This is a genomic window from Aquamicrobium soli (assembly GCF_042646345.1).
GTDB classification, from domain to species: Bacteria; Pseudomonadota; Alphaproteobacteria; order Rhizobiales; family Rhizobiaceae; genus Mesorhizobium; species Mesorhizobium soli_A.
The window spans coordinates 1-20,662 of record NZ_JBHRTK010000016.1 but is presented as its reverse complement, the minus strand read 5'-3'; the positions used below and the strand labels follow the sequence as shown (position 1 = coordinate 20,662).

Below are 20,662 nucleotides of genomic sequence, written 5' to 3'. Positions count from 1 at the left end.
CAACGTGGCGCGGCCCGCCCCGCCGATGCTCGGCCGGCCAAGAAAAGCGGGCCAGTGCTTTTTATGCACCGGCCCGTGACTGGAGTCTCATGCCGCGAACGGGTGGTCCCGTCCTGCCGTGTTTTTCCCCGCGGAGCGCCGCCTACATGCGGTAGGCGATGGTGTCGTTCCAGAAGCGGTCCAGGCGCTGCAGGGCGCGGTTCATCTGCTGGAACTCGTCGGTGTTGATGCCGCCGACCTGCTCGATCGAGCCGATATGGCGTTCGTAGAGCCCGGCGACCACCTCGGCCACCTCGGTGCCCTTCTCCGTCAGGCTGACCCGAACCGAGCGGCGGTCGATGCGCGAACGCTGGTGGTTGATGAAGCCGAGGTCGACCAGCTTCTTCAGGTTGTAGGAGACGTTGGAGCCGAGATAGTAGCCGCGCGACCGCAGTTCGCCGGCGGTCAGTTCGGCATTGCCGATGTTGAACAGAAGCAGCGCCTGGATGGCGTTGATGTCGGAGCGGCCGTTGCGGTCGAATTCATCCTTGACCACGTCAAGCAGACGGCGGTGCAGCCGTTCGACCAACTGCAGCGATTCCATGTAAAGCGAACGGATTGCCTCGCGACGATCGTCGGATACGGGGGCGGACTTCTGCGCCTGGCGGGAATTGTTCATTGTCTTTGCCTCTCGTTTGTCGCCTGGTGGTTTTTTGTTTTTCACCTTGATCGCGACACTATCGAATACTCATAAAATTCGACTTAAACGCCAAGGCTAACAAGGCCTTACCGGGACCCACCTTGGTAAGAGGCTTAATGAAGGGTCACCCCGAACGGGATGATTAACCTAAACATTTAGCGACCGGATCGCCGGCGCCGTTCAGGCCTGCTGCGCCTGCCGCCGCTGCCAGTGGAGAAGCAGCCGGAAGACGATGTAGACAAGCGCCACCGCCGCATGGGTGGCCACGATCTGCCAGCGTTCGCCGAAGAGGCGAGGCAGGCCCGCATACATCACCGTCTCGGTGGCGGCGCACAGGAACCAGATCACCGGCCCCCAGGAGGCGAGCATCCACAACCCGGCCGCCGCGAAGGGAAACAGCACCGCAAGCAGTGAGGAAGCGATCTGCCAGTGCACCGGCATGGTATCGAACCGCCACAGCGGTCCTGAGTAGAAGCCGAGCAACCGCACCCAGTAAAGGGCGCCGAATATGAGGCAGTAGGCGGCGACGACGCGCTGGAACCAGGCAAACAGGACATCGGCCAGCGAAGGGCCGAGCGTCACGCGGCCGGAGACGGCGTCATCGCTCACAACGCCAGTTCCCGGTCGCCGAGCGGCGCGAAATAGGCATCCACCTCCGCGCCCCGTACCGCCTCGAGGCTCGGCGGATGCCAGGTCGGCCTGCCGTCCTTGTCGATCAGCGCAGCGCGAATGCCCTCGTAGAAGTCATGCCCGGTGAGCATCCGGCAAAGAATGCGAAACTCCATGCGCACGCATTCGGCCATCGTCAGCGTCTGGCCGGCGCGGAGTTCGCGGAAGGTGACGGCAAGGCTGGTGGGCGAGCGCTTGCGGATCGTCGCCAGCGTGGCGGCGGCGAACTCGTCTTCCGGCGCAGCCCGTTCGAGGCTTTCGACAATGGCCTTCAGGGAGGGTTGCGAGAAATGCCGGGCGATCGCTTCCAGCACCGGCCGCTCGGTCTCGCGACGGGCCGGCGTGAAGAAGCCGCGCAACACCTGCTCCGGGTCACCGACCTCGGTCAGCCGTTCGATGAGGCCGGCCTGGTCCGCCGCCTTGATGGTGTGGGTGGCAAGGCCCGACCACAGCGCATCGCCGTAACGGATGCGGTTGCCGGTCAGAGCCAGATAGAAGCCGAAGCAGCCGCCGAGGTCCGGCAGGAGATGGCTGGCGCCGACATCGGGGAAGAAGCCGATGCCGACCTCCGGCATCGCGAACTGGGCGTTTTCCGTCATCACCCGGTGCGAGCCGTGGCAGGAAATGCCGACGCCGCCGCCCATGACGATCCCGTCGATCAGCGCCACATAGGGTTTCCTGTACCCTTCGATCAGGGCATTCATCCGGTACTCGTCGGCGAAGAAATCCGCCGGCGGCGCCCCTGCCCGACCGGCATGATAAACCTGGACGATGTCGCCGCCTGCGGAGAACGCCCTGCCCTCGGCCTTCACCAGCACAAGCGCGACGTCGGCATCGTGCTCCCAGGCGTGCAGCGCCCTGGTCAGCGCCGTGACCATCCTGTGGGTGATGGCGTTGAGCGCCTGCGGCCGGGTCAGCGTCACCACCCCGGCACGGCCGATGCGTTCGAAGCGGATCTCGTCGCCACCACCAAAATCCATGCGCAGGGAATCCTCTAAACCGCGTCCTCCACAAGTGCTAAAGGCTCGCGCATGGCCGCGTCAATGCTGACCGGCCGATCCCGGACGACCATGTCGCATTGGTCTTGTCGCTGGCATCGTGGTAGAAGCCCGGCCATCCGGAGATTTCGCCATGAACAAGTTCACCCCCGCAAAACCCGCCGGCGCGCGCAGCGTCGATGACATCACCGGCTCGCGCCGCCTGCGCCGCATGCGCAAGGCGCCCTGGTCGCGACGGCTGGTGCAGGAGAACCGGCTGACGGTGGACGACCTGATCTGGCCGATCTTCCTGATCGACGGCGACGGCCGGCGCGAGCCGATCGAGGCCATGCCTGGCGTCTTTCGCCTGTCGGTGGACATGGCGGTCAAGGAAGCCGAGCGCGCCGCCAGGCTCGGTATCCCGGCCATCGCCACCTTCCCCAATGTCGAGATGAAGCTTCGCGACCAGACCGGCTCGGCGATCCTCGATCCCGACAACCTCATCAACCGGGCGACGCGCGCCATCAAGAAGGCGGTGCCGGAGGTCGGCATCATCACCGACGCGGCGCTCGACCCGTTCACCAGCCACGGCCATGACGGCATCTTGCGCGACGGCATCATCGTCAACGACGAGACGGTCGAGCAGGTGACGGCCGCCGCCGTGCTGCAGGCCGCCGCCGGTTCCGACATCATCGCCCCTTCCGACATGATGGACGGCCGCATCGGCGCCATCCGCGACGCGCTCGACGCCAACGGCTTTGCCGAGGTCGCCATCATGTCCTACGCGACCAAGTTCCATTCGGCCTTCTACGGCCCCTATCGCGACGCCATCGGCACTGCCGGCCTGCTGCAGGGCGACAAGAAGACCTACTATCTCGACCACGCCAATTCCGACGAGGCGGTGCGCGAGGCCGAGCAGGACCTGGCCGAGGGCGCCGACATGCTGATGGTCAAGCCCGGCCTGCCCTATCTCGACATCATCCGGCGGGTGAAGGACGAATTGCAGATGCCGACCTTCGCCTACCAGGTGTCGGGCGAGTATTCGATGATCAAGGCCGCCGGCACCAATGGCTGGATCGACGGCGAGAAGGCGATGCTGGAATCGCTCCTGTGCCTCAAGCGGGCCGGCTGTGACGGCATTCTGACCTATTTCGCGCCGACGGTCGCCGAAATGCTCAAGGGCTGACGCGCGGGCGCTCCTCCGCCCTTGCCGGGGCGGCGCGAGGCCGGTCGGTTATGAAGCGCCATATCTCGTCATCCGGCTCGACCTGGCCGCTCAGGACAAAATACTTGTAGAGGACGAGCAGCGAGATCGAGCGGTCCAACTGCTGGTCGCGGAACGGCCGGCAGTAGGCTTTCGCGGTCGCGATGATTTTCTCCGCCTCCTGCGGATGCCGCTCGTAATGCGCCACCTTGTCGGCCAGGTCCGAAAAATCAGGCGCCAGCGGCACGTAATGGACACCGGGCTTGAGCCATCCTTCGCAGAACCATGTCTCGAAGGTCGGCTCCGGCATCAGGCACAGCGAATTGGAACTCATGATCCATTTGAGGTTCGTGGCGACATCGTTGCCTTCCAGGGAAACGATGTAGCGGTAGCGCCTCTGCTGGTCGATGCTCAGATACGGCTTGCGATACTGCTCCTCCGCCTTCGGCGACGGCGTGCCCGCATCGCAGAAGTCGAGACCGTGGACGGCCTGCATGAAGCGCTTGCGGATCGGGCTGTAGAGACCACCGCGCCAGACCACCTTCGGCATCTTGTCCGAGAACGGCACGCTGTCGGCCGGCATATGGAAGTGCCGGAACTTGTTGAGGTTGAGAACGACGCTGTTGGCATTGTCGCCGGCGATCGGCCGGCTCTTGAGGATGGACGGCACCGGCGGCACCACCCGGACGTCGCCGAACTTCACATCCAGCCGCAGGCCGGGATCGAAGAAGCGGACATATTCCTTGAAGTCGTAGTAATAGCGGCTGCGGCGCCACGGCACGTTGTCGACCGTCACCGCCTCGCTGCCGGGCGTGAAGGATGTGGTCAGCTTATTGTAATAGTCGAGCCTCTCCCGCACCGGTGCGCCGCCCTCTATGGCGCGTTCCAGCAACCCGTCCAGTTGGCGGCGAAACAGGCTCTTGGGCGCGATGTCGCGCACGGCGTTGCGCGCATAATAGAAGACCCTGCGCGCCGTCCGATCCAGATTTGCAACTGTCAGGCGATGAGAAAGCCCCATTTCGCGGCTCATATCATCGGCCGCGCGGGTTGTCGTCACAAATTGTTGATGGGCGCGAGGCGGCGCAAGCCCTCGGCGCCGCGCCATCAGCCGCGCCAATCCGGGCGGACGATGCCCGGGCCGATTGGAATCGCGCCCGGACGCTCCTAGGATGACCGCGAGTCGTAGCCGGCGGAAACCCGTCGGTTCATCGCGAGGACCCGCAAATGGAATATCGTACCCTTGGCCGCTCCGGCCTGAAGATTTCCACGCTGACCATGGGGACCATGACCTTCGGCGGTCAGGGCGCTTTCGCCAAGGTCGGCAACACCGATCTCGCCGAGGCGCGACGGCAGATCGACCTGTGCCTCGATGCCGGCATCAACCTCATCGACACCGCCAACATGTATTCGGCCGGCCGCTCGGAGGAGATCGTCGGCGAGGCGCTCGGCGGCAAGCGCAAGAACGACGTGCTGATCGCCACCAAGGCGCGCATGAAGATCGGCACCGGCCCCAATGACGAGGGCCTGTCGCGCTACCACCTGATCCGCGAATGCGAGAAGAGCCTGAAGCGGCTCAAGACCGACGTCATCGACATCTACTTCATGCATGAGTGGGACGGCATAACCCCGCTCGAGGAAACGCTGTCGGCGCTGGAAATGCTCGTGCGGCAAGGCAAGGTGCGCTATGTCGGCTGCTCCAACTATTCGGGCTGGCACATCATGAAGGCGCTGGGCATCGCCGAGCGCGAGCACTATCCGCGCTTCGTCACCCAGCAGATCCATTACACGCTGGAGGCGCGCGAGGCCGAATACGAGCTTCTGCCGATCTCCGTCGACCAGGGGCTTGGCGTGCTGGTGTGGAGCCCGCTCGCCGGCGGCCTGCTTTCCGGCAAGTACACCCGCGACAAGGCCACCGCGCGCCAGCTTGCCGGCTGGTCGGAACCGCCGATCCGAGACGAGGACCGGCTGTGGCGCATCGTCGACACGCTGGTGGAAATCGGCAAGGAACGCGGCGTCTCGGCCGCGCAGGTGGGGCTCGCCTGGCTGCTCGGCCGCCCGGCGGTCGCCTCGCTGGTCATCGGCGGCCGCAACGAGGCGCAGTTCAAGGACAACATCGCCGCCGCCAACCTGACGCTGTCGCTGGAAGAGCGGACGCGGCTCGACACCGTCAGCAAGCCGCCGGTGCTCTATCCCTACTGGCACCAGCAGGCGACCGCGAAGCGCAGCTTCGGCCCCGCCGATCTCGTGCTCGACCGCTCATGACGCCGTCGAGGCGCTGCCCGTGACGGCGACGCAGGACGACAGCGAAGCGGGAAATCCCTACTGGCGGCGCAACCTCGCCGTCAGCCTGGTCGGTTCGTTCACCACCATCGTGGCGATGACGCTGTTGTTGCCGTTCCTGCCGCTCTATGTCGAGGAACTGGGCGTCAGCGGCCATGCGGCGATCGTGCAATGGTCGGGCATCGCCTATGGCGCCACCTTCTTCGCCGCCGCGCTGGTGGCGCCGCTGTGGGGACGGCTCGGCGACCGCTACGGCCGCAAGCTGATGCTAGTGCGCGCCAGCTTCGGCATGGCGGTGGCGATGTCGCTGACCGGCATGGTGCAGGACATCTGGCAACTGGTGCTTCTGCGCGTGCTGATCGGCCTTGCCGGCGGCTATTCGTCCGGCTCCACCATCCTGGTCGCCATGCAGACGCCGAAGAACCGCTCCGGCTGGGCGCTGGGCACGCTCGCCGCCGGCATCATGGCCGGCAATCTGGTCGGGCCGCTGGTCGGCGGCGCGCTGCCGCCGCTGATCGGCATCCGCAACACCTTCTTCCTGGCCGGCGGCGTCATTTTCCTGTCGTTCCTCGCCACCACCCTGTTCATCAAGGAAGACCCGCAGCGCCGCCCTGCGGCTGCCGGCGACGCCAAGGCCAAGCGGCAAAGCGGCGCCTGGGCGCGCATTCCCGACAAGGGCCCTGTCGCCGCCATGCTGTTTACCGGCACGCTGCTCATGTTCGCCACCATGTCGATCGAACCGATCCTGACCGTTTATGTCGGGCAACTGATTGAGCGGCAGGAAAGCGTTACGCTGGTCTCCGGCATCGTCATGTCGGCGGCCGCCCTCGGCTCGATCCTGTCGGCCTCGCGCCTCGGCAAGCTTGCCGACCGCATCGGCCACTGGAACGTGATTACCGGCGCGCTCGCGGTTTCCGCGCTTCTGCTCATCCCGCAGGCTTTCGTCAGCCAGAGCTGGCAGTTGGTGGCCCTGCGCTTCCTGATGGGGCTGGCGCTCGGCGGGCTCCTGCCCTGCATCACCACCGTGATCCGCCACAACGTGCCCGACGCCGTCGGCGGCAACGTGCTCGGCCTGTCGATTTCGGCGCAATATGTCGGCCAGGTCGCCGGTCCGCTCGCCGGCGGCTTCGTCGGCGGGCACTTCGGCATGCCGGCCGTATTCCTGTTCACCTCGGCGCTGATGGCGCTGGGCGCCGCCTACAACTGGCTTACCCAGCAACGGCGCGCACGAACGCTGCCGCAAGGACAATCCCGATGACTTCCAACGACAATCCCCTCGACCGTATCCTCGTCCTCGCCGGCGGTCTGTGCGGCGTCTTCGGCGTCGCGCTTTCGGCGGCGGCAGCGCACCGCGGCGGCACCTTCACCGCGACCGCGGCCTCGTTCCTGCTCATGCACGCGCCGCTGTTCGTCGCCGTCGGCCTTCTTGGCGGCAACCGCCTGCTCAGAGGCGGCAGCTTCGCGCTTCTTGCCGGGCTCGTCGTCTTCAGCGGCGACCTTCTTGCCCGCGACGTTCTCGGCTTCCGGCTCTTCCCTTTCGCGGCCCCGACCGGCGGGACGCTGCTGATGGCGGGCTGGCTTTGCATCGCCGCCTCCGCCTTGGCACGGCCGCGCCGAAATTCTTGATTTCGCTTCCACGCTCCCCATTTGAGCGGGAAAGGCCGATCACCGGCCTGCAACGAGGAATAGAATGAACACACGTGTTCTCGACGGCGAAATCCTGACCACCGGTCTCGACGATGCCCGCCTCTACGAAGGGGTGCGCACGAGGCGTATCGTCGCCGTCGTCATCGACTACCTGATCGTGGCGCTGCTCACCATTCCGGTCGCCATCCTGGTCTTCCTGCTCGGCCTGCTGACGCTCGGCCTCGGCTGGGTGCTGTTTTCCGTGCTCGTGCCTGTCGTGGCGCTCACCTATGTCTGGTTCACGCTGGGCAGTTCCGACCAGGCGACCATCGGCATGAAGCTGCTGGGGGTTCGGCTGGAACGGCTGGACGGCAGGCCGGTCGACGGCGTGCTGGCGGTGGTGCATTCCGTGCTTTTCTGGGCCGGCAACGTCATCCTGACGCCGCTCGTGCTGCTGGTGTCGCTGTTTGCCGACCGCAAGCGCACGCTGCACGACCTTCTGCTCGGCACGGTGGTGAGGCGCAGCTATCGCTGACTACGCCTTTCGCCGCGCCATTCGGCAATTCGGCGCAAAATGACGGCGTCCCGGCGCCGCTCCCTTCACAATCCTGTTGAAATTTTGGCCGCCGGGTCCAAAGGTATGTCGATTCGCAGGAGTCGCTTCCGGTTTCGATGACGCAGCACCCGACCCAGTCGCCGCAGTTCTTCCTGACAGCACCGTCGCCGTGCCCGTATCTCGACGGCCAGTTCGAGCGCAAGGTGTTCACGCATCTCGTCGGCGACAAGGCGCCGGAGATGAACGACCTGCTGACGCAGGGCGGTTTCCGCCGTTCGCAGAACATCGCCTACCGGCCGGCTTGCGAAACCTGCCGCGCCTGCGTCTCCGTGCGCATCCTGGCGCAGGAATTCGCCCCCAGCCGCAACATGCGGCGCGTCATGCAGCACAATAGCGACCTTATCGGCACCATGCACGACGCCGAGCCCTCGACCGAGCAGTATTCGCTGTTTCGCGCCTATCTCGATGCCCGCCACCGGCGCGGCGGCATGTCGGACATGACCGTGCTCGACTACGCCATGATGGTCGAGGACACCCATGTCGACACCAAGGTGATCGAGTACCGGCGGCGCGGGCCCGACACGTTCATCACCGGAAAGGGACAGGGCGAACTGATCGCGGTGGCGCTGACCGACCGCATGGCCGACGGCCTGTCCATGGTCTATTCCTATTTCGATCCCGATCTCGCCGACCGGTCGCTCGGCACCTTCATGATCCTCGACCACATCGAGCGCACCCGGGCGTTGGGGTTGCCCCATGTCTATCTCGGCTACTGGGTCAATGGCTCGCGCAAGATGGACTATAAGATACGCTTCATGCCGCAGGAGCACCTTGGCCCAAAGGGCTGGGAGCGATACACAGGCGAACCCTGAATAATCGGCCCGTACCTCATACGCTGCCGTTGAACCTTGCAACGGAGGCTGTGTTTCGCCGTGTCCGCTGAGAACAACTACAAGAAGGGGCTGCTGCTGACCGCCTTGGGCGGCATGGCGCTGACCATCGACATCCCGCTGATCCGCCTCGCCAACGGCGAACCGTGGACCATTCTCCTGCTGAGGACGGGCATGACCTTCCTGTCGGCGCTGGTCGTCTGGGCGATATGGCGTTCGTTCTCGCCGAAGGCGCCGCAGCTCGTTCCCGGCCGGACCGGCCTCATCGTGGCGGCGCTGTACGGGATAGGCTCCATCACCTTCGTCACCGGCGTCTTCAACACCTCGACGGCCAATCTGGTCTTCATCCTAGCCTTCAACACCGTTTTCGCGGCGGCGCTTTCCTGGATTTTCCTGAAAGAGCGGCCGCAGACCGTAACCCTCGTCACCATGGCGGTGATGATCGTGGGCGTGCTGATCATCGTCGGCAGTTCGCTCGGCACCGGACACCTGTTCGGCGACCTGATGGGCCTGTGCTCGGCCTTCTTCATCGCCTGCGCCATCACCATTTCGCGCTCCAGCGGCAAGGACATGGGCTTTACCGCCCTGGTCGGCGTCATCCTGCCCTGCATGGTCGCGGCCTTCATGGTGTCCAAGGGCGGGTTCCAGGTCGAAGCGCCGTGGTGGATCCTCTTCAACGGCGCCGTCATCATGCCGATTTCGTTCTTCTGCCTCGCCAACGGCCCGAAATACATCTCGGGAGCCGAGGTCGCCATGTTCTACCTGCTGGAAACGGTGCTGGCGCCGGTGTGGGTGTGGATGATCTTTTCAGAAGTGCCGTCGCGCAACAGCCTGATCGGCGGCGTGATCCTGATCACCGCGCTGGTTTTCCACTCGGTGTGGCAACTGCACCAGGGCCGCAAGCGCCGCATGGCGCGCGCGGTTCGTCATCCGGCCTGACTGAGGTCCTTGGCGGGCTCGACGACCGCCTCGATCTCCATGGCGCCGGGCGCGTCCGCGACCGGGGCGTCGGCGGCTTCCTCCGCCTCGTGCAGCCATTCGCGCCAGATCGCCACCAGCAGCGCCATCAGCACCGGGCCGATGAACAGGCCGAGGAAACCCATCGTCTTGACGCCGCCGACCAGGCCGAAAAAGGTCGGCAGGAACGGCAGCTTGATCGGGCCGCCGACCAGTTTTGGCCGCAGCGTCTTGTCGACGATGAAAAGCTCGACCGTTCCCCATGAAAACAGCGCGGCACCCGCCAGCACCGAGCCGCTGGAAACCAGGTAGATCGACACCAGCGTGAACGACAGCGGCGCGCCGCCGGGAATGAGCGCCATCAGGCCGGTGAGCACGCCCAGCGTCACCGGCGAAGGCACGCCGGCCAGCCAGTAGGCGATGCCGAGCACGACGCCCTCGCCGATGGCGATGATGGTCATGCCGGTGACGGTCGAGGAGATCGTTGCCGGGACGACGCGCGAAAAGCGCTCCCAGCGCGTCGGCAGGATGCGCTCGCCGAGCCGGTCGACCTGGGCGGCGAATTCCTCGCCGTTGCGATAGACGAAGAACAGCGCGATCAGCATGAACAGCAGCGTCAGCAGCAGGCTGAAGGCCTTGCCGCCGGCCGTCAGCGCGCCGCGGTAGATGCTGCCGATATTGGAACCACTGACCAGTTGAATGAGTTCGCCGATACCGCCGGGGTGGCCGAAGGCCCTCTCCCACTGCTCGTTGAGCCAGGCGCCGATGACCGGCAGGGCGGCGATCCATTCCGGCGTCGACGCACCCTCATGGTTGGCCTTTATCAGCCAAGCCACCCATTCGCGGCTCTCGTTGACGGTATAGCTGGCGGCAAACGAGATCGGCACCACCAGGAACGCCAGGATGAACAGGATGGCCAGCGTCGCCCCGATGGTGCGGCTGCCGCCGATGGCGCTGAGCAGCCGGCGATAAAGCGGCCAGCTGGCAAAGGCGATGACCAGCGCCGCCAGAACCGGTACCAGGAAGCCGTGGAAAAAATAGACGCCGGCGGCGAAGACCAGGAGCAGCAGCCAGCGCGCCGCCGAGATCGGCGGCACGACTGCCGAGCGGAGCGGCACCGCCGCCCCCATCAGGCGCAGCGGCTTGACCGGTCGTTTGAACTCATTCTGCTTCAAATGACCTGCGCCTCTTTCTGGTTTCGCCAAGCCCGACTATCGGCGCAAATAGTGCAGTAAACGTGGCTGCCTGCCAACCGGCCATTTGCCGGCGGCATCGTTGCGGGCCGGCCCGCGCCGGATCACCGCTCAACCGAACTTGCCGGTGCGCGGAAAGCCCTTCGGCACCATGCGGCCGGCGGCGGCGCGATTGCCGATCCATTCGAGCAGTTCTTCGCGGGTCCTGACGAAGGTGCGGTCGGCCGAATCCTGCCAGGACAGGCCGCTTTCCAGCGCGAAGGTCTTCAGGTCGAGAACGCCGCCGTCCTTGTATTTCTGTAGGCGCACGCCCTTGCCGCGCGTCATTTCGGGGATTTCGGAGAGCGGGAAGACCAGCATCTTGCGGTTCTCGCCGACGATCGCCACGTGGTCGCCCTCGACCGGCAGACACATCCTGGCCTCGTCCGGGGTCTTCACGTTCATCACCTGGCGCCCCTTGCGGGTGTTGGCCACTACCTCGGTCTCCGGCACGACGAAGCCGTTGCCCTGGTGCGAGACCAGCAGCAGCTTGCGGCCCGCGTCGTGGACGAAGGCCGTGACAATGTCCTGGTCGTTCTCCATGTCGACGATGATGCGCACCGGCTCGCCATGGCCGCGCCCGCCCGGCAGGCGGTCGGCGCCAATGGTGTAGAACTTGCCGCCGGTGGTGAACAACAGCAGCTTGTCGGTGGTCTGCGCATGGAAGGCGAGCTTGAGCGCGTCGCCCTCCTTGAAGGAAAGCGCGGACGTGTCGGAAAGGTGGCCCTTCAGGGCCCGCAGCCAGCCCTTCTCGGACACCACGATGGTCACCGGCTCGCGCTCGATCATCGCCTGGGCGATGTCGTCCAGGTCGACTTCCGGCGCGTCGGCGAACTCGGTGCGGCGCCGGCCGATGTCGGTTTCCGGGCCGTATTCCTCGCGAACCTTGCCGATCTCCCACTTGATCGTCGCCCATTGCTTCGCTTCGGAAGCAAGCAACGCCTCGATTTGGCTCTTTTCCGCCGAGAGGCCGTCGAACTCCTTGCGGATCTCGAATTCCTCCAGCTTGCGCAGGGCGCGCAACCGCATGTTGAGGATGGCTTCCGCCTGCGTGTCGGTCAGGTCCCAGCGGGCCATCATGACCTGCTTGGGCTCGTCCTCCTCGCGGATGATGCGGATCACCTCGTCGATGTTGAGATAGGCGATGAGGTAGCCGCCGAGGATTTCCAGCCGCCGCTCGATCTCGCCGAGCCGATGGCGGGAACGGCGCACCAGCACCTCGCGCCGGTGCTCCAGCCATTCGCGCAGGACGTCCTTCAACGACAGCACGTTCGGCACCTTGCCGCGCGACAGCACGTTCATGTTGAGCGGGAAGCGGCTTTCGAGCTCGGTCAGCTTGAACAGCGATTCCATCAGCAGGCCAGGATCGACGGAGCGGCTTTTCGGCACCAGCACGATGCGGATGTCTTCCGCACTCTCGTCGCGGATGTCCTCCAGCAGCGGCAGCTTGCGCGCCATCAGGAGTTCGGCTGTCTTCTCGATCAGCCGGGCCTTCTGCACGCCATAGGGAATCTCGGTGACGACGAGGTGCCAGGTGCCCCGGCCCTGATCCTCCTGATGCCACTTGGCGCGCACGCGGAAGGATCCGCGCCCCGTCTCGTAGGCCTCCAGGATGGAAGCGCGGCTATCGACGATGATGCCGCCGGTCGGGAAGTCCGGCCCCTGCACGAATTCCACCAGCCTGGCGACCGTCGCGCCGGGGTTTTCGATGAGGTGTAGGGCGGCGTCGCACAATTCGGCCGCGTTATGCGGCGGGATCGAGGTCGCCATGCCGACAGCGATGCCGGAGGAGCCGTTGGCGAGCAGGTTCGGGAAAGCGCCGGGAAGGACCGACGGCTCCTCGTCCTCCTCGTTGTAGGTCGGGCGGAAGTCGACGGCGTCCTCGGTGATGCCTTCGAGCAGCAGCACCGACACATCCGTCATGCGCGCTTCGGTGTAGCGCATGGCGGCGGCGTTATCGCCGTCGATGTTGCCGAAATTGCCCTGCCCGTCGACCAGCGGGTAGCGAACGGAAAAATCCTGCGCCAGGCGCACCAGCGCGTCATAGATCGACTGGTCGCCGTGCGGATGGAACTTGCCCATCACCTCGCCGACGATGCGCGCGCATTTGGCGAAACCCTGGTCCGGGTTGAGCCTGAGCAGGCGCATGGCATGGACGATGCGGCGATGTACCGGCTTCAGCCCGTCGCGAACGTCGGGCAAGGCGCGGTTCATGATCGTGGATAGCGCGTAAGCCAGATAGCGCTCTTCCAGCGCCTTCTTCAGATCTACCGGCTCGATATTGTCGTCATCGCCACCCCCCGGCGGCACAAGGCTCTTTCCCATGGGGTTGACCTAGCCGAGCGGCTGATTCGCGGCAAGGGCGAAGGCAAAAATGCGCGGAGACAAGCACAAAACAAAACCCCGCCGGCATGGGCGGGGTTCTGGCTTGAACGGCTGCAATCGCCGCAACGGCTTATTCGGCGTCCTTGGCGGCGGCCTTCTTCTTGGGCGCGGCCTTCTTCTTCGGCTCGTCGGCGCCGGCGGCGTCGTCCGCCTTTGCCTCATCCGCCTTGGCGGCGGCCTTCTTGGAGGTCGCCTTCTTCGCCGGCTTGGCCTTGGTTTCGGCTTCCTCGTCGTCGGCCATCAGTTCTTCCTTCGACACCTTCTTGTCGGTGACGGAAACCTGGCCGAGCAGATGGTCGACGACCTTCTCCTCGAACATCGGCGCGCGAAGCGTGTTCACGGCCTCCGGGTTGCTGCGGTAGAACTCGAACACCTGCTGCTGCTGCTCCGGCGGGAAGCGGCGCACCTGCTCGAACAGGCCGCGCTGCAGTTCCTCGTCGGTGACGGTGACGGCCGCCTTCTCACCAATCTCGGCCAGAACCAAGCCAAGGCGCACGCGGCGCTCGGCCAGGCGCAGATATTCGGCGCGGGCCTCTTCCTCGGTGGTGTCCTCGTCGGCGAAAGTGCGACCGGCCGCTTCCAGGTCGCGGTTGACCTGCGCCCAGATGTTGTTGAACTCGGCGTCGACCAGCTTCGACGGCGCTTCGAAGGAATAGGCGCTGTCCAGCTGGTCGAGCAGCTGGCGCTTGACCTTCTGGCGCGTCACCGAGCCGAACTGGTTCTCGAGCTGGCCGCGCACGATCTCGCGCAGCTTGTCCAGCGATTCGAGGCCGAGGCTCTTGGCGGTTTCGTCGTTGATCTCCAGCGGACCGGGCTTCTCGACGCCCTTCACGGTGACGTCGAAGGTCGCTTCCTTGCCGGCCAGGTGCTCGGCCTGGTAGTTTTCCGGGAAGGTCACGGTGACCAGCTTCTCGTCGCCGGCCTTGGTGCCGACCAGCTGGTCCTCGAAGCCGGGGATGAATTCCTTGGAGCCCAGCACCAGCGGCTGGTCGGTGCCGGCGCCGCCGGCAAAGGCCTCGCCGTCGATCTTGCCGACATAGTCGATAGTGACGCGGTCGCCGTCGGCGGCCTTGCCGTCCTTCGGCTCATAGGAGCGCGTGGATTCGGCGACGCGCTTGACCTGCTCGTCGATCTCGCTTTCCGGCACGTCGTAGACGGGACGCTCGACCTTGATGTCGGAGAATTCCTTGATCTCGATGGCCGGGATGACCTCGTAGTTCAGCTTGAACTCGAAATCGACGCCGCCGGCGAGGATCTTCTCGGCTTCCTTCTCGTCCTCGGTCATGATGACCTCGGGCTGCATGGCCGCCTTCTCGCCGCGGCCGGTGATGATGGTGCGGCTGTCGTTGAGGATTTCGTTGACCACTTCGGCCATGAACGACTTGCCGTACATCTTGCGCAGATGCTGCATCGGCACCTTGCCGGGGCGGAAGCCGTTGATGCGGGCCTTGCCCTGCGCATCCGAAAGCCGCGCTACCAGCTTGGCTTCCATGTCGCTGGCCGGCACGACGACCTTGATCTCGCGCTTGAGGCCGGAGTTGAGCGTTTCGGTGACCTGCATCATCAAACCTTTGTCTTCGCCAATGAGGCGCTATACGGTCGCGCCGTACAATGCCTTTTATGTCTTGCCGGGAGTGGCTTTGTCGCGGAACCGGGAAATTCGGTCGCAGCAGCGGCTCAAATTGCCCAAAACACGCTCCAAAATGTGAATAAGTCTTTGTTTTTCCTACTTCTTATCACATCTTGCAGAAGCGGATCGTCGCGTCCCGTCACATTCGACACGCCTTTTGTCACAGGCGAGGCTAATTTTCAACCTTCTTCGCAATCCCGGCAGACGCGCCATTTTGATGGCGAGATTGACAGAAAGATGGCGGCATGGGATTGGCGGGCAGCGCGGATGTGGCGGAACTGGTAGACGCCCTGGATTTAGGTTCCAGTGCCGAAAGGCGTGGAGGTTCGAGTCCTCTCATCCGCACCAGTTTCCTTATCTTTGTCCCACGGCAGTTCGCTTGCGCTCACGCCTGCGACGGGGCGGCCTGACCGGCCGGCGGGCCGTCGCCCGCTCGAACCGAAGGGTTCGCAAGAACTCGCCAAAGTTCGGTTACGCTATCGAAATCCATAGGGCGCCCTGTCGGTAGCTCGCAGCGGTCCCCGTCTCGGTTTCGCAAGCATCGACGGGCACAAAATTACCTTAATTTCTTTTGGAACGCATCGGGCGCCGGTCCAGTTCTTACCCCGTCGACAGGTTCTGCTGAACGTTCTGCTGACAATTCCTGCTGAAAGGAGAGAACAAATGAAAACCCTTGTTCCTATTGCTGCGGCAGGTGCGCTGGTCGCACTGACAGGTGCTGCATTCGCCGATACAGCGGTTTCCGCGACGACCGACCTCAACGTCAGAGCCGGCCCCGGTTCCCAGTATCCGGTCATCGGCGTGCTCAGGGCCGGACAGCAGGCCACGCTCAGCGGCTGCCTGCAGAATGGCAAGTGGTGCACCATCGCCGAGGCCGATGGTCAGGGCTGGGTCTACTCGGACTATGTTACCGGCGATTTCGGCGGGACCCGGGTCGTGCTGAGCCAGCGGCCGGCTGATTCCGGCGTTGCCGTCGTCGAAGCCCCGCAGGTCAAGGCCGGCGATGCCGGCGCCTTTGCCGGCGGTGCCACGGGCGCCATTGCCGGCGCCATCATCGGCGGCCCTGTCGGCGCCGCGGTTGGCGGAGCGGCTGGCGTCGTAGCCGGCGGCGCGGCTGGCACGGTCATCACGCCGCCCGAAACGGTCCGCACCTATGTCTCCACGCATGAACCGGCGCCGGTCTATCTGGACGGCGAGGTGGTGACGGGTGCGGCGCTGCCCGAGACGGTCGAACTGCATTCGATTCCCGACTACCAGTACCGCTACGTCAACGTGAACGGGCAGTCGGTCTTCGTCGAACCGAACAGCCGCAAGATCGTCTACGTCATGCGTTAAAAGCAACCGGCTCCCGCCTGCCCCATGGCCGGCGGGGCCGAACTTCCGTCAGTAAAGCGGCTCCTCGAACAGCGTCTTGTCGCCATCGACCAGCGCCTTGATCTGGGCGGTGCCGTCCTTCGCGATCGCCGCGCGGATACCGAACGGGCGCACCCGCATGTCCCGCTCGATCACCCCGCCCTCGCCTTCCGGCAAATAGAAGCGCTCGATGCCATAGTCGGGCGACACCGTCGCCTCCGGATCGTCCCCAAGGTTCCAGCCGGCGAAGATATGGCCGGCGATATCCACTTCGCCAGGCGGCGCGGCTTCCGGTGCCTTGTCGAGCCAGGCTGCGGCCGGACGCCAGTAGCCGTCCGCCTCCTGCTTCAAGCGCACGACGAGCGGGCCGTCGTGGCTGGTTTTGCGGTCGGCCGGGATGTTGGCGATCAGCCGCACCGGGATGCGCGAAATATCGTAGCTCAGATAGACATAGTCGCCGCGCAGCAGGTCGCGCGGGTCCACCGGCTCGACCCTCAGCAGCACTTCCGCGCCGTTGCGCAGGATCGCCGCGCGCCCGGCGATGATCCAGCTCAGGAAAGCGATCTGGACGAGCGCCAGCACCAGCGCCGAGACGATCAGCCGCTTGTCGGGCATCATGGCGCGGCTCCTTCGGCGGATGACCTCTTCATGTGCTTTTCGACGCGCACGATTATAAAGGCGAGGATCGCCAGCGTGACGGCGGCCGCGAGGAAGAAACCCGCCGTTCCCAGCATCGTCTCCATGGTCACGGCATAGATCAGGCAAAGCTCGAACGCGAAGCCGATATAGGCGAGCCAGCGCAGCCCTCGGCTGACGCGACCGCCAAAAACGATGGCAAGCGCTATGCCCGCGAGTGTCACGGCGGCCGCAACGGCAAAACCCGGCCCGTTCACCAACTCGATCTGGATGATGGCCATGGCGGTCAGGAACCCGATCAGCGCGTGCAGCGGCAGCCGTCCGCCGACCTGGACCATCCGGTCGACCGGCCCGGGAGCCAGCACGGCAACCGCGAAGACGCCGGCGCAGACCGCCGCCATCAGGGTGGAGAGGCCTGCCGCATCCCTGTCCACTGCGAGCGCCGCGCCATAGAAGATCAAAGAAAGAAGAATGAGATGCCGCGCCGGCTGGCTGCGCGTCCAGAGCGACAGGCCGAACAGGACAAGCAGGGCCGCGACGAAGGCCGACGGAACATGGATGCTGCGGAAGAAGATATCGAAACTCCCGGTCAGCGACAGCACCAGCCACGCATCGGCGATGCCGACGGCCGCCACCGTCAGCGGGCCGGAGCGCAGCGCCAAGGCCGCCAGCGCGGTACCGGCTCCCCAGGTGACAAGCGCCGAGGCCTCGCTGCCGGCGAGATGGTACATCTGGCCGATCAGCGCGATGGCGCCGCCGAATGCCGCCACGGCGACGATCCACAGCGCCTCGCCGATGAAGCCGTGGCCACGCGCCTTGGCCAGCGCGCCGCCGACATAGCCGCCGAGAATAAGGACGAACAAGCCCGCCACCCGGCCGAGGCGCGGGATCGCTTCCCAGTTGGCGGCGACGAAGATCAGGATCGCGGCGGCGAACAGCAGCGCCGCCATCATCGAAAGCACGGCGCCGAAGCTCAGCGACCGGCGCTCGTTCTCATCCACATCGCTGGCAAGCCGCTCGGCGAGCGCGGCGTCGATCAGGCCCTTGTCGAGCCACCGCGCTATGTCTCGCCTGACCCGGGTCGAATAACCTGCCATGCGCCCAGCCCATCCCTCTTCCAGCCATTTTGCGGCTGTTAGCCGACTTCAACAACCCTTTGACGCAGCGTCATTTTCCGACTCGGGCGACATTGTGTCAAAATCGGGTGACTTTTGCCATGTTGCATTGCACAAATGCATTGCTGCTATGCACCGATAGCTCTTCCAAATCGATTTGGGCCGGCCTATCTAGGCTTCGTACACAGCGACGGAATGGTCCGAACTAAAGACGAAACGAGCAATATCATGAACTTGATCCGCAACTACCGCAACTGGCGCCGCTACCGTGAAACCGTCACGGAACTGAGCCGCCTTTCGAACCGCGAACTCACCGACCTCGGCATCAGCCGCAGCGACATCCACTCGGTGGCCCGCAAGTCCCTCTGATTTAATCGGACCCGAAGGGTCCGTACTTTGAAAGAGAACGACGATGAACCTGATCCGCAACTTCCGTAACTGGCGCGCTTATCGCGACACGGTAAACGAGCTGGGTCGCCTTTCCAACCGCGAGCTTGCCGACCTCGGCATCAACCGCGGCGAAATCGCCGCCATCGCCCGCCGGTCGGTCTAACGAATTTCGCCAAGGGTCGACCTCCTCCCCGACCCTGGCGGATACGGTCAGTCTTTTACCTCCTCCCAAGAGGCTGACCAGCTAAACGGCGCCCGCCGCACCTCCTCCCGCGGCGGGCGTTGTTTCCCCCTCCCGGCTCATGCCGGAAACCAAGGGTCCCCGCCCCCTTAAAGGCGAGGCAGAATTTCGCCAAAGCCGACCTCCTCCCCGGCGATGGCGAATAGGCCAACCTTCTCCTCCTCCCAAAAGAGGTTGGCCCCCAAAACGACACCCGCCGGTCCTCCCCCGGCGGGTGTTGTCTTTTGAGCCCCCTGAACGGGGTCGATTGCATTCCCCCGGCCAAGCGATTATCCCGCACCATCATGAGCACCAGACCCATTCATATCGTCGGCGGCGGCCTCGCCGGTTCGGAAGCGGCATGGCAGGCCGCGCAGGCCGGCGTGCCCGTCATCCTGCATGAGATGCGGCCGGTGCGCGGCACCGAGGCGCACAAGACCCAGGGGCTGGCCGAACTCGTCTGCTCCAACTCGTTCCGCTCCGACGACGCCGAATCCAATGCCGTCGGGCTGCTGCACGCCGAGATGCGGATGGCCGGCTCGCTGATCATGGCGGCCGGCGACGCGCACCAGGTGCCGGCCGGCGGCGCGCTGGCGGTCGATCGCGACGGCTTCTCGCAAGCCGTCACCGAAAAACTGGAAGCTCATCCGCTCATCATCATCGTGCGCGAGGAAGTCGCCGGGCTGCCGCCGGAGGACTGGGACCAGGCGATCATCGCCACCGGCCCGCTGACGGCGCCCTCGCTGGCGCAGGCGATCGCGGACGCCACAGGTGCCGATGCGCTCGCCTTCTTCGACGCCATTGCCCCGATCGTGCATTTCGATTCGATCGACATGGATACCTGCTGGTTCCAGTCGCGCTACGACAAGGTCGGCCCCGGCGGCACCGGCAAGGACTACATCAACTGCCCGATGGACCGCGACCAGTACGCCGCCTTCATCCAGGCCCTGCTCGACGGCCCGAAGACCGAATTCAAGGAATGGGAAGGCACCCCCTATTTCGACGGCTGCCTGCCGATCGAGGTGATGGCCGAACGCGGCCCCGAGACGCTGCGCTACGGGCCGCTGAAGCCGATGGGCCTGACCAATGCGCATAACCCGCAGGTCAAGGCCTATGCCGTGGTCCAGCTTCGACAGGACAACGCGCTGGGCACGCTCTACAACATGGTCGGATTCCAGACCAAGCTGAAGCATGCCGAGCAGGTGCGTGTCTTCCGTACCATTCCCGGGCTGGAAAACGCCGAATTCGCGCGCCTCGGCGGCCTGCACCGCAACACCTACATCAACTCGCCGACGCTGCTCGACGGCTCGCTGCAACTGAAAAGCCGGCCGGGCCTGCGCTTCGCCGGGCAGATCACCGGCTGCGAAGGCTATGTCGAATCGGCCTCGATCGGGCTTCTCGCCGGGCGCTTCGCCGCGGCCGAACGGCTCGGCCGGGCGCTCACGCCGCCGCCGCTCACGACCGCGTTCGGCGCGCTGCTCAACCACATCACCGGCGGCCACATCGTTTCCGACGACGAGCCGGGCAAGCGTTCCTTCCAGCCGATGAACGTCAATTTCGGCCTGTTTCCCCCGGTGGAAGTTCCGAAGGAAGAAGGCAAGCGCCTGCGCGGCAAGGAAAAGACGGCGGCCCGGAAGAAAGCCCTCACCGCCCGCGCGCTGGCCGATTGCCGGCAGTGGCTCGACGGGCAGTCGTAAAGCGCGAATCCATTAGCTTTCGTGGGCTTCGGTACCCCCACCCCTGACCCTCCCCACAAGGGGGAGGGGAAACGGAAGCGCGGCGCCAGAATCCCCCCTTGTGGGGCAGTGTTTACATTGGACTCGTGATGAGGTGTCTGTTGAAGAACAGGGCGAGGGTTATGTC

20 protein-coding genes and 1 tRNA gene are annotated in these 20,662 nt (G+C 65.0%); 12 read left to right on the top strand and 9 right to left on the bottom strand.

All coding sequences use genetic code 11. The annotated features are described in order from the left end of the window. Positions 1-142: 142 nt before the first annotated feature. The 3 genes from ldtR to ACFOHJ_RS16650 all read right to left on the bottom strand — a co-directional run bounded on the left by ldtR (position 143) and on the right by ACFOHJ_RS16650 (position 2,328). Positions 143-658, bottom strand: a complete 516-nt coding sequence (gene ldtR, locus ACFOHJ_RS16660; protein ID WP_378222376.1) for a transcriptional regulator LdtR — start codon at positions 656-658, stop codon at positions 143-145. Positions 659-859: 201 nt separating this feature from the next. Continuing rightward, positions 860-1,288 carry a DUF6163 family protein gene (locus ACFOHJ_RS16655; protein ID WP_378222374.1) on the bottom strand — a complete coding sequence of 143 codons (429 nt, stop codon included), beginning with the start codon at positions 1,286-1,288 and terminating at the stop codon, positions 860-862. Then, positions 1,285-2,328 (bottom strand): enoyl-CoA hydratase/isomerase family protein, encoded by a 1,044-nt coding sequence (locus ACFOHJ_RS16650; RefSeq protein ID WP_378222372.1) that lies wholly within the window; start codon positions 2,326-2,328, stop codon positions 1,285-1,287. The genes ACFOHJ_RS16655 and ACFOHJ_RS16650 overlap by 4 nt, the downstream gene beginning before the upstream one ends. Before the next feature lie 151 nt (positions 2,329-2,479). Between ACFOHJ_RS16650 and hemB the strand changes: the two genes are divergently transcribed. After that, positions 2,480-3,511, top strand: coding sequence for a porphobilinogen synthase (gene hemB, locus ACFOHJ_RS16645; protein WP_378222370.1), 1,032 nt, complete (start codon positions 2,480-2,482; stop codon positions 3,509-3,511). Here the strand turns inward: hemB and ACFOHJ_RS16640 are convergent. After that, positions 3,501-4,559 (bottom strand): glycosyl transferase family 90, encoded by a 1,059-nt coding sequence (locus tag ACFOHJ_RS16640; protein WP_378222369.1) that lies wholly within the window; start codon positions 4,557-4,559, stop codon positions 3,501-3,503. The genes hemB and ACFOHJ_RS16640 overlap by 11 nt on opposite strands. A 194-nt stretch (positions 4,560-4,753) precedes the next feature. On the opposite strand from ACFOHJ_RS16640, the gene ACFOHJ_RS16635 reads away from it, so the two are divergent. From ACFOHJ_RS16635 to ACFOHJ_RS16610, 6 genes are all read left to right on the top strand, one after another. Beyond that, positions 4,754-5,791, top strand: a complete 1,038-nt coding sequence (locus tag ACFOHJ_RS16635) for an aldo/keto reductase (RefSeq protein WP_378222367.1) — start codon at positions 4,754-4,756, stop codon at positions 5,789-5,791. Between the two features lie 19 nt (positions 5,792-5,810). Continuing rightward, complete coding sequence (locus tag ACFOHJ_RS16630; RefSeq protein WP_378222365.1) at positions 5,811-7,067, top strand: multidrug efflux MFS transporter; 1,257 nt, start codon at positions 5,811-5,813, stop codon at positions 7,065-7,067. Further along, a complete protein-coding gene (locus ACFOHJ_RS16625; protein ID WP_378222363.1) occupies positions 7,064-7,435 on the top strand; it encodes a DUF423 domain-containing protein in 372 nt (123 codons plus the stop codon). The genes ACFOHJ_RS16630 and ACFOHJ_RS16625 overlap by 4 nt, the downstream gene beginning before the upstream one ends. Before the next feature lie 64 nt (positions 7,436-7,499). Continuing rightward, positions 7,500-7,970, top strand: coding sequence for an RDD family protein (locus ACFOHJ_RS16620; protein WP_378222361.1), 471 nt, complete (start codon positions 7,500-7,502; stop codon positions 7,968-7,970). Positions 7,971-8,107: 137 nt separating this feature from the next. Continuing rightward, positions 8,108-8,863 (top strand): arginyltransferase, encoded by a 756-nt coding sequence (locus ACFOHJ_RS16615; protein ID WP_378222359.1) that lies wholly within the window; start codon positions 8,108-8,110, stop codon positions 8,861-8,863. Between the two features lie 60 nt (positions 8,864-8,923). After that, positions 8,924-9,820 (top strand): DMT family transporter, encoded by an 897-nt coding sequence (locus tag ACFOHJ_RS16610; RefSeq protein WP_378222357.1) that lies wholly within the window; start codon positions 8,924-8,926, stop codon positions 9,818-9,820. Here ACFOHJ_RS16610 and ACFOHJ_RS16605 read toward each other — a convergent pair. The 3 genes from ACFOHJ_RS16605 to tig form a co-directional block, all read right to left on the bottom strand. Then, on the bottom strand, positions 9,808-11,013 hold the full coding sequence (locus ACFOHJ_RS16605) for an AI-2E family transporter (RefSeq protein WP_378222356.1): 1,206 nt from the start codon (positions 11,011-11,013) through the stop codon (positions 9,808-9,810). The genes ACFOHJ_RS16610 and ACFOHJ_RS16605 overlap by 13 nt on opposite strands. Before the next feature lie 129 nt (positions 11,014-11,142). Further along, positions 11,143-13,395, bottom strand: coding sequence for a DNA topoisomerase IV subunit A (gene parC / locus ACFOHJ_RS16600; protein ID WP_378222354.1), 2,253 nt, complete (start codon positions 13,393-13,395; stop codon positions 11,143-11,145). 130 nt (positions 13,396-13,525) lie between these two features. Next, positions 13,526-15,016, bottom strand: coding sequence for a trigger factor (gene tig / locus ACFOHJ_RS16595; protein WP_378223042.1), 1,491 nt, complete (start codon positions 15,014-15,016; stop codon positions 13,526-13,528). 332 nt (positions 15,017-15,348) lie between these two features. Between tig and ACFOHJ_RS16590 the strand changes: the two genes are divergently transcribed. Together ACFOHJ_RS16590 and ACFOHJ_RS16585 are read left to right on the top strand one after the other, a co-directional pair. After that, positions 15,349-15,433 (top strand) — tRNA-Leu (locus ACFOHJ_RS16590). Between the two features lie 315 nt (positions 15,434-15,748). Beyond that, on the top strand, positions 15,749-16,420 hold the full coding sequence (locus ACFOHJ_RS16585; RefSeq protein ID WP_378222353.1) for a DUF1236 domain-containing protein: 672 nt from the start codon (positions 15,749-15,751) through the stop codon (positions 16,418-16,420). 48 nt (positions 16,421-16,468) lie between these two features. On the opposite strand, the gene ACFOHJ_RS16580 is transcribed toward ACFOHJ_RS16585, so the two are convergent. Both ACFOHJ_RS16580 and ACFOHJ_RS16575 read right to left on the bottom strand, forming a co-directional pair. Beyond that, complete coding sequence (locus ACFOHJ_RS16580) at positions 16,469-17,056, bottom strand: GDYXXLXY domain-containing protein (RefSeq protein WP_378222351.1); 588 nt, start codon at positions 17,054-17,056, stop codon at positions 16,469-16,471. Then, the gene (locus ACFOHJ_RS16575) at positions 17,053-18,171 is read right to left on the bottom strand and encodes a DUF2157 domain-containing protein (protein ID WP_378222349.1); all 1,119 of its coding nucleotides are present in this window, start codon (positions 18,169-18,171) and stop codon (positions 17,053-17,055) included. Before ACFOHJ_RS16575 ends, ACFOHJ_RS16580 begins: the two co-directional genes overlap by 4 nt. 246 nt (positions 18,172-18,417) lie before the next feature. On the opposite strand from ACFOHJ_RS16575, the gene ACFOHJ_RS16570 reads away from it, so the two are divergent. The 3 genes from ACFOHJ_RS16570 (at position 18,418) to trmFO (ending at position 20,496) form a co-directional block, all read left to right on the top strand. After that, positions 18,418-18,558 carry a DUF1127 domain-containing protein gene (locus ACFOHJ_RS16570; RefSeq protein WP_378222348.1) on the top strand — a complete coding sequence of 47 codons (141 nt, stop codon included), beginning with the start codon at positions 18,418-18,420 and terminating at the stop codon, positions 18,556-18,558. A 43-nt stretch (positions 18,559-18,601) separates the two neighbouring features. Next, complete coding sequence (locus ACFOHJ_RS16565) at positions 18,602-18,742, top strand: DUF1127 domain-containing protein (protein ID WP_378222346.1); 141 nt, start codon at positions 18,602-18,604, stop codon at positions 18,740-18,742. Between the two features lie 362 nt (positions 18,743-19,104). Continuing rightward, positions 19,105-20,496 (top strand): methylenetetrahydrofolate--tRNA-(uracil(54)-C(5))-methyltransferase (FADH(2)-oxidizing) TrmFO, encoded by a 1,392-nt coding sequence (gene trmFO, locus ACFOHJ_RS16560; RefSeq protein ID WP_378222344.1) that lies wholly within the window; start codon positions 19,105-19,107, stop codon positions 20,494-20,496. Positions 20,497-20,662: the final 166 nt, after the last annotated feature.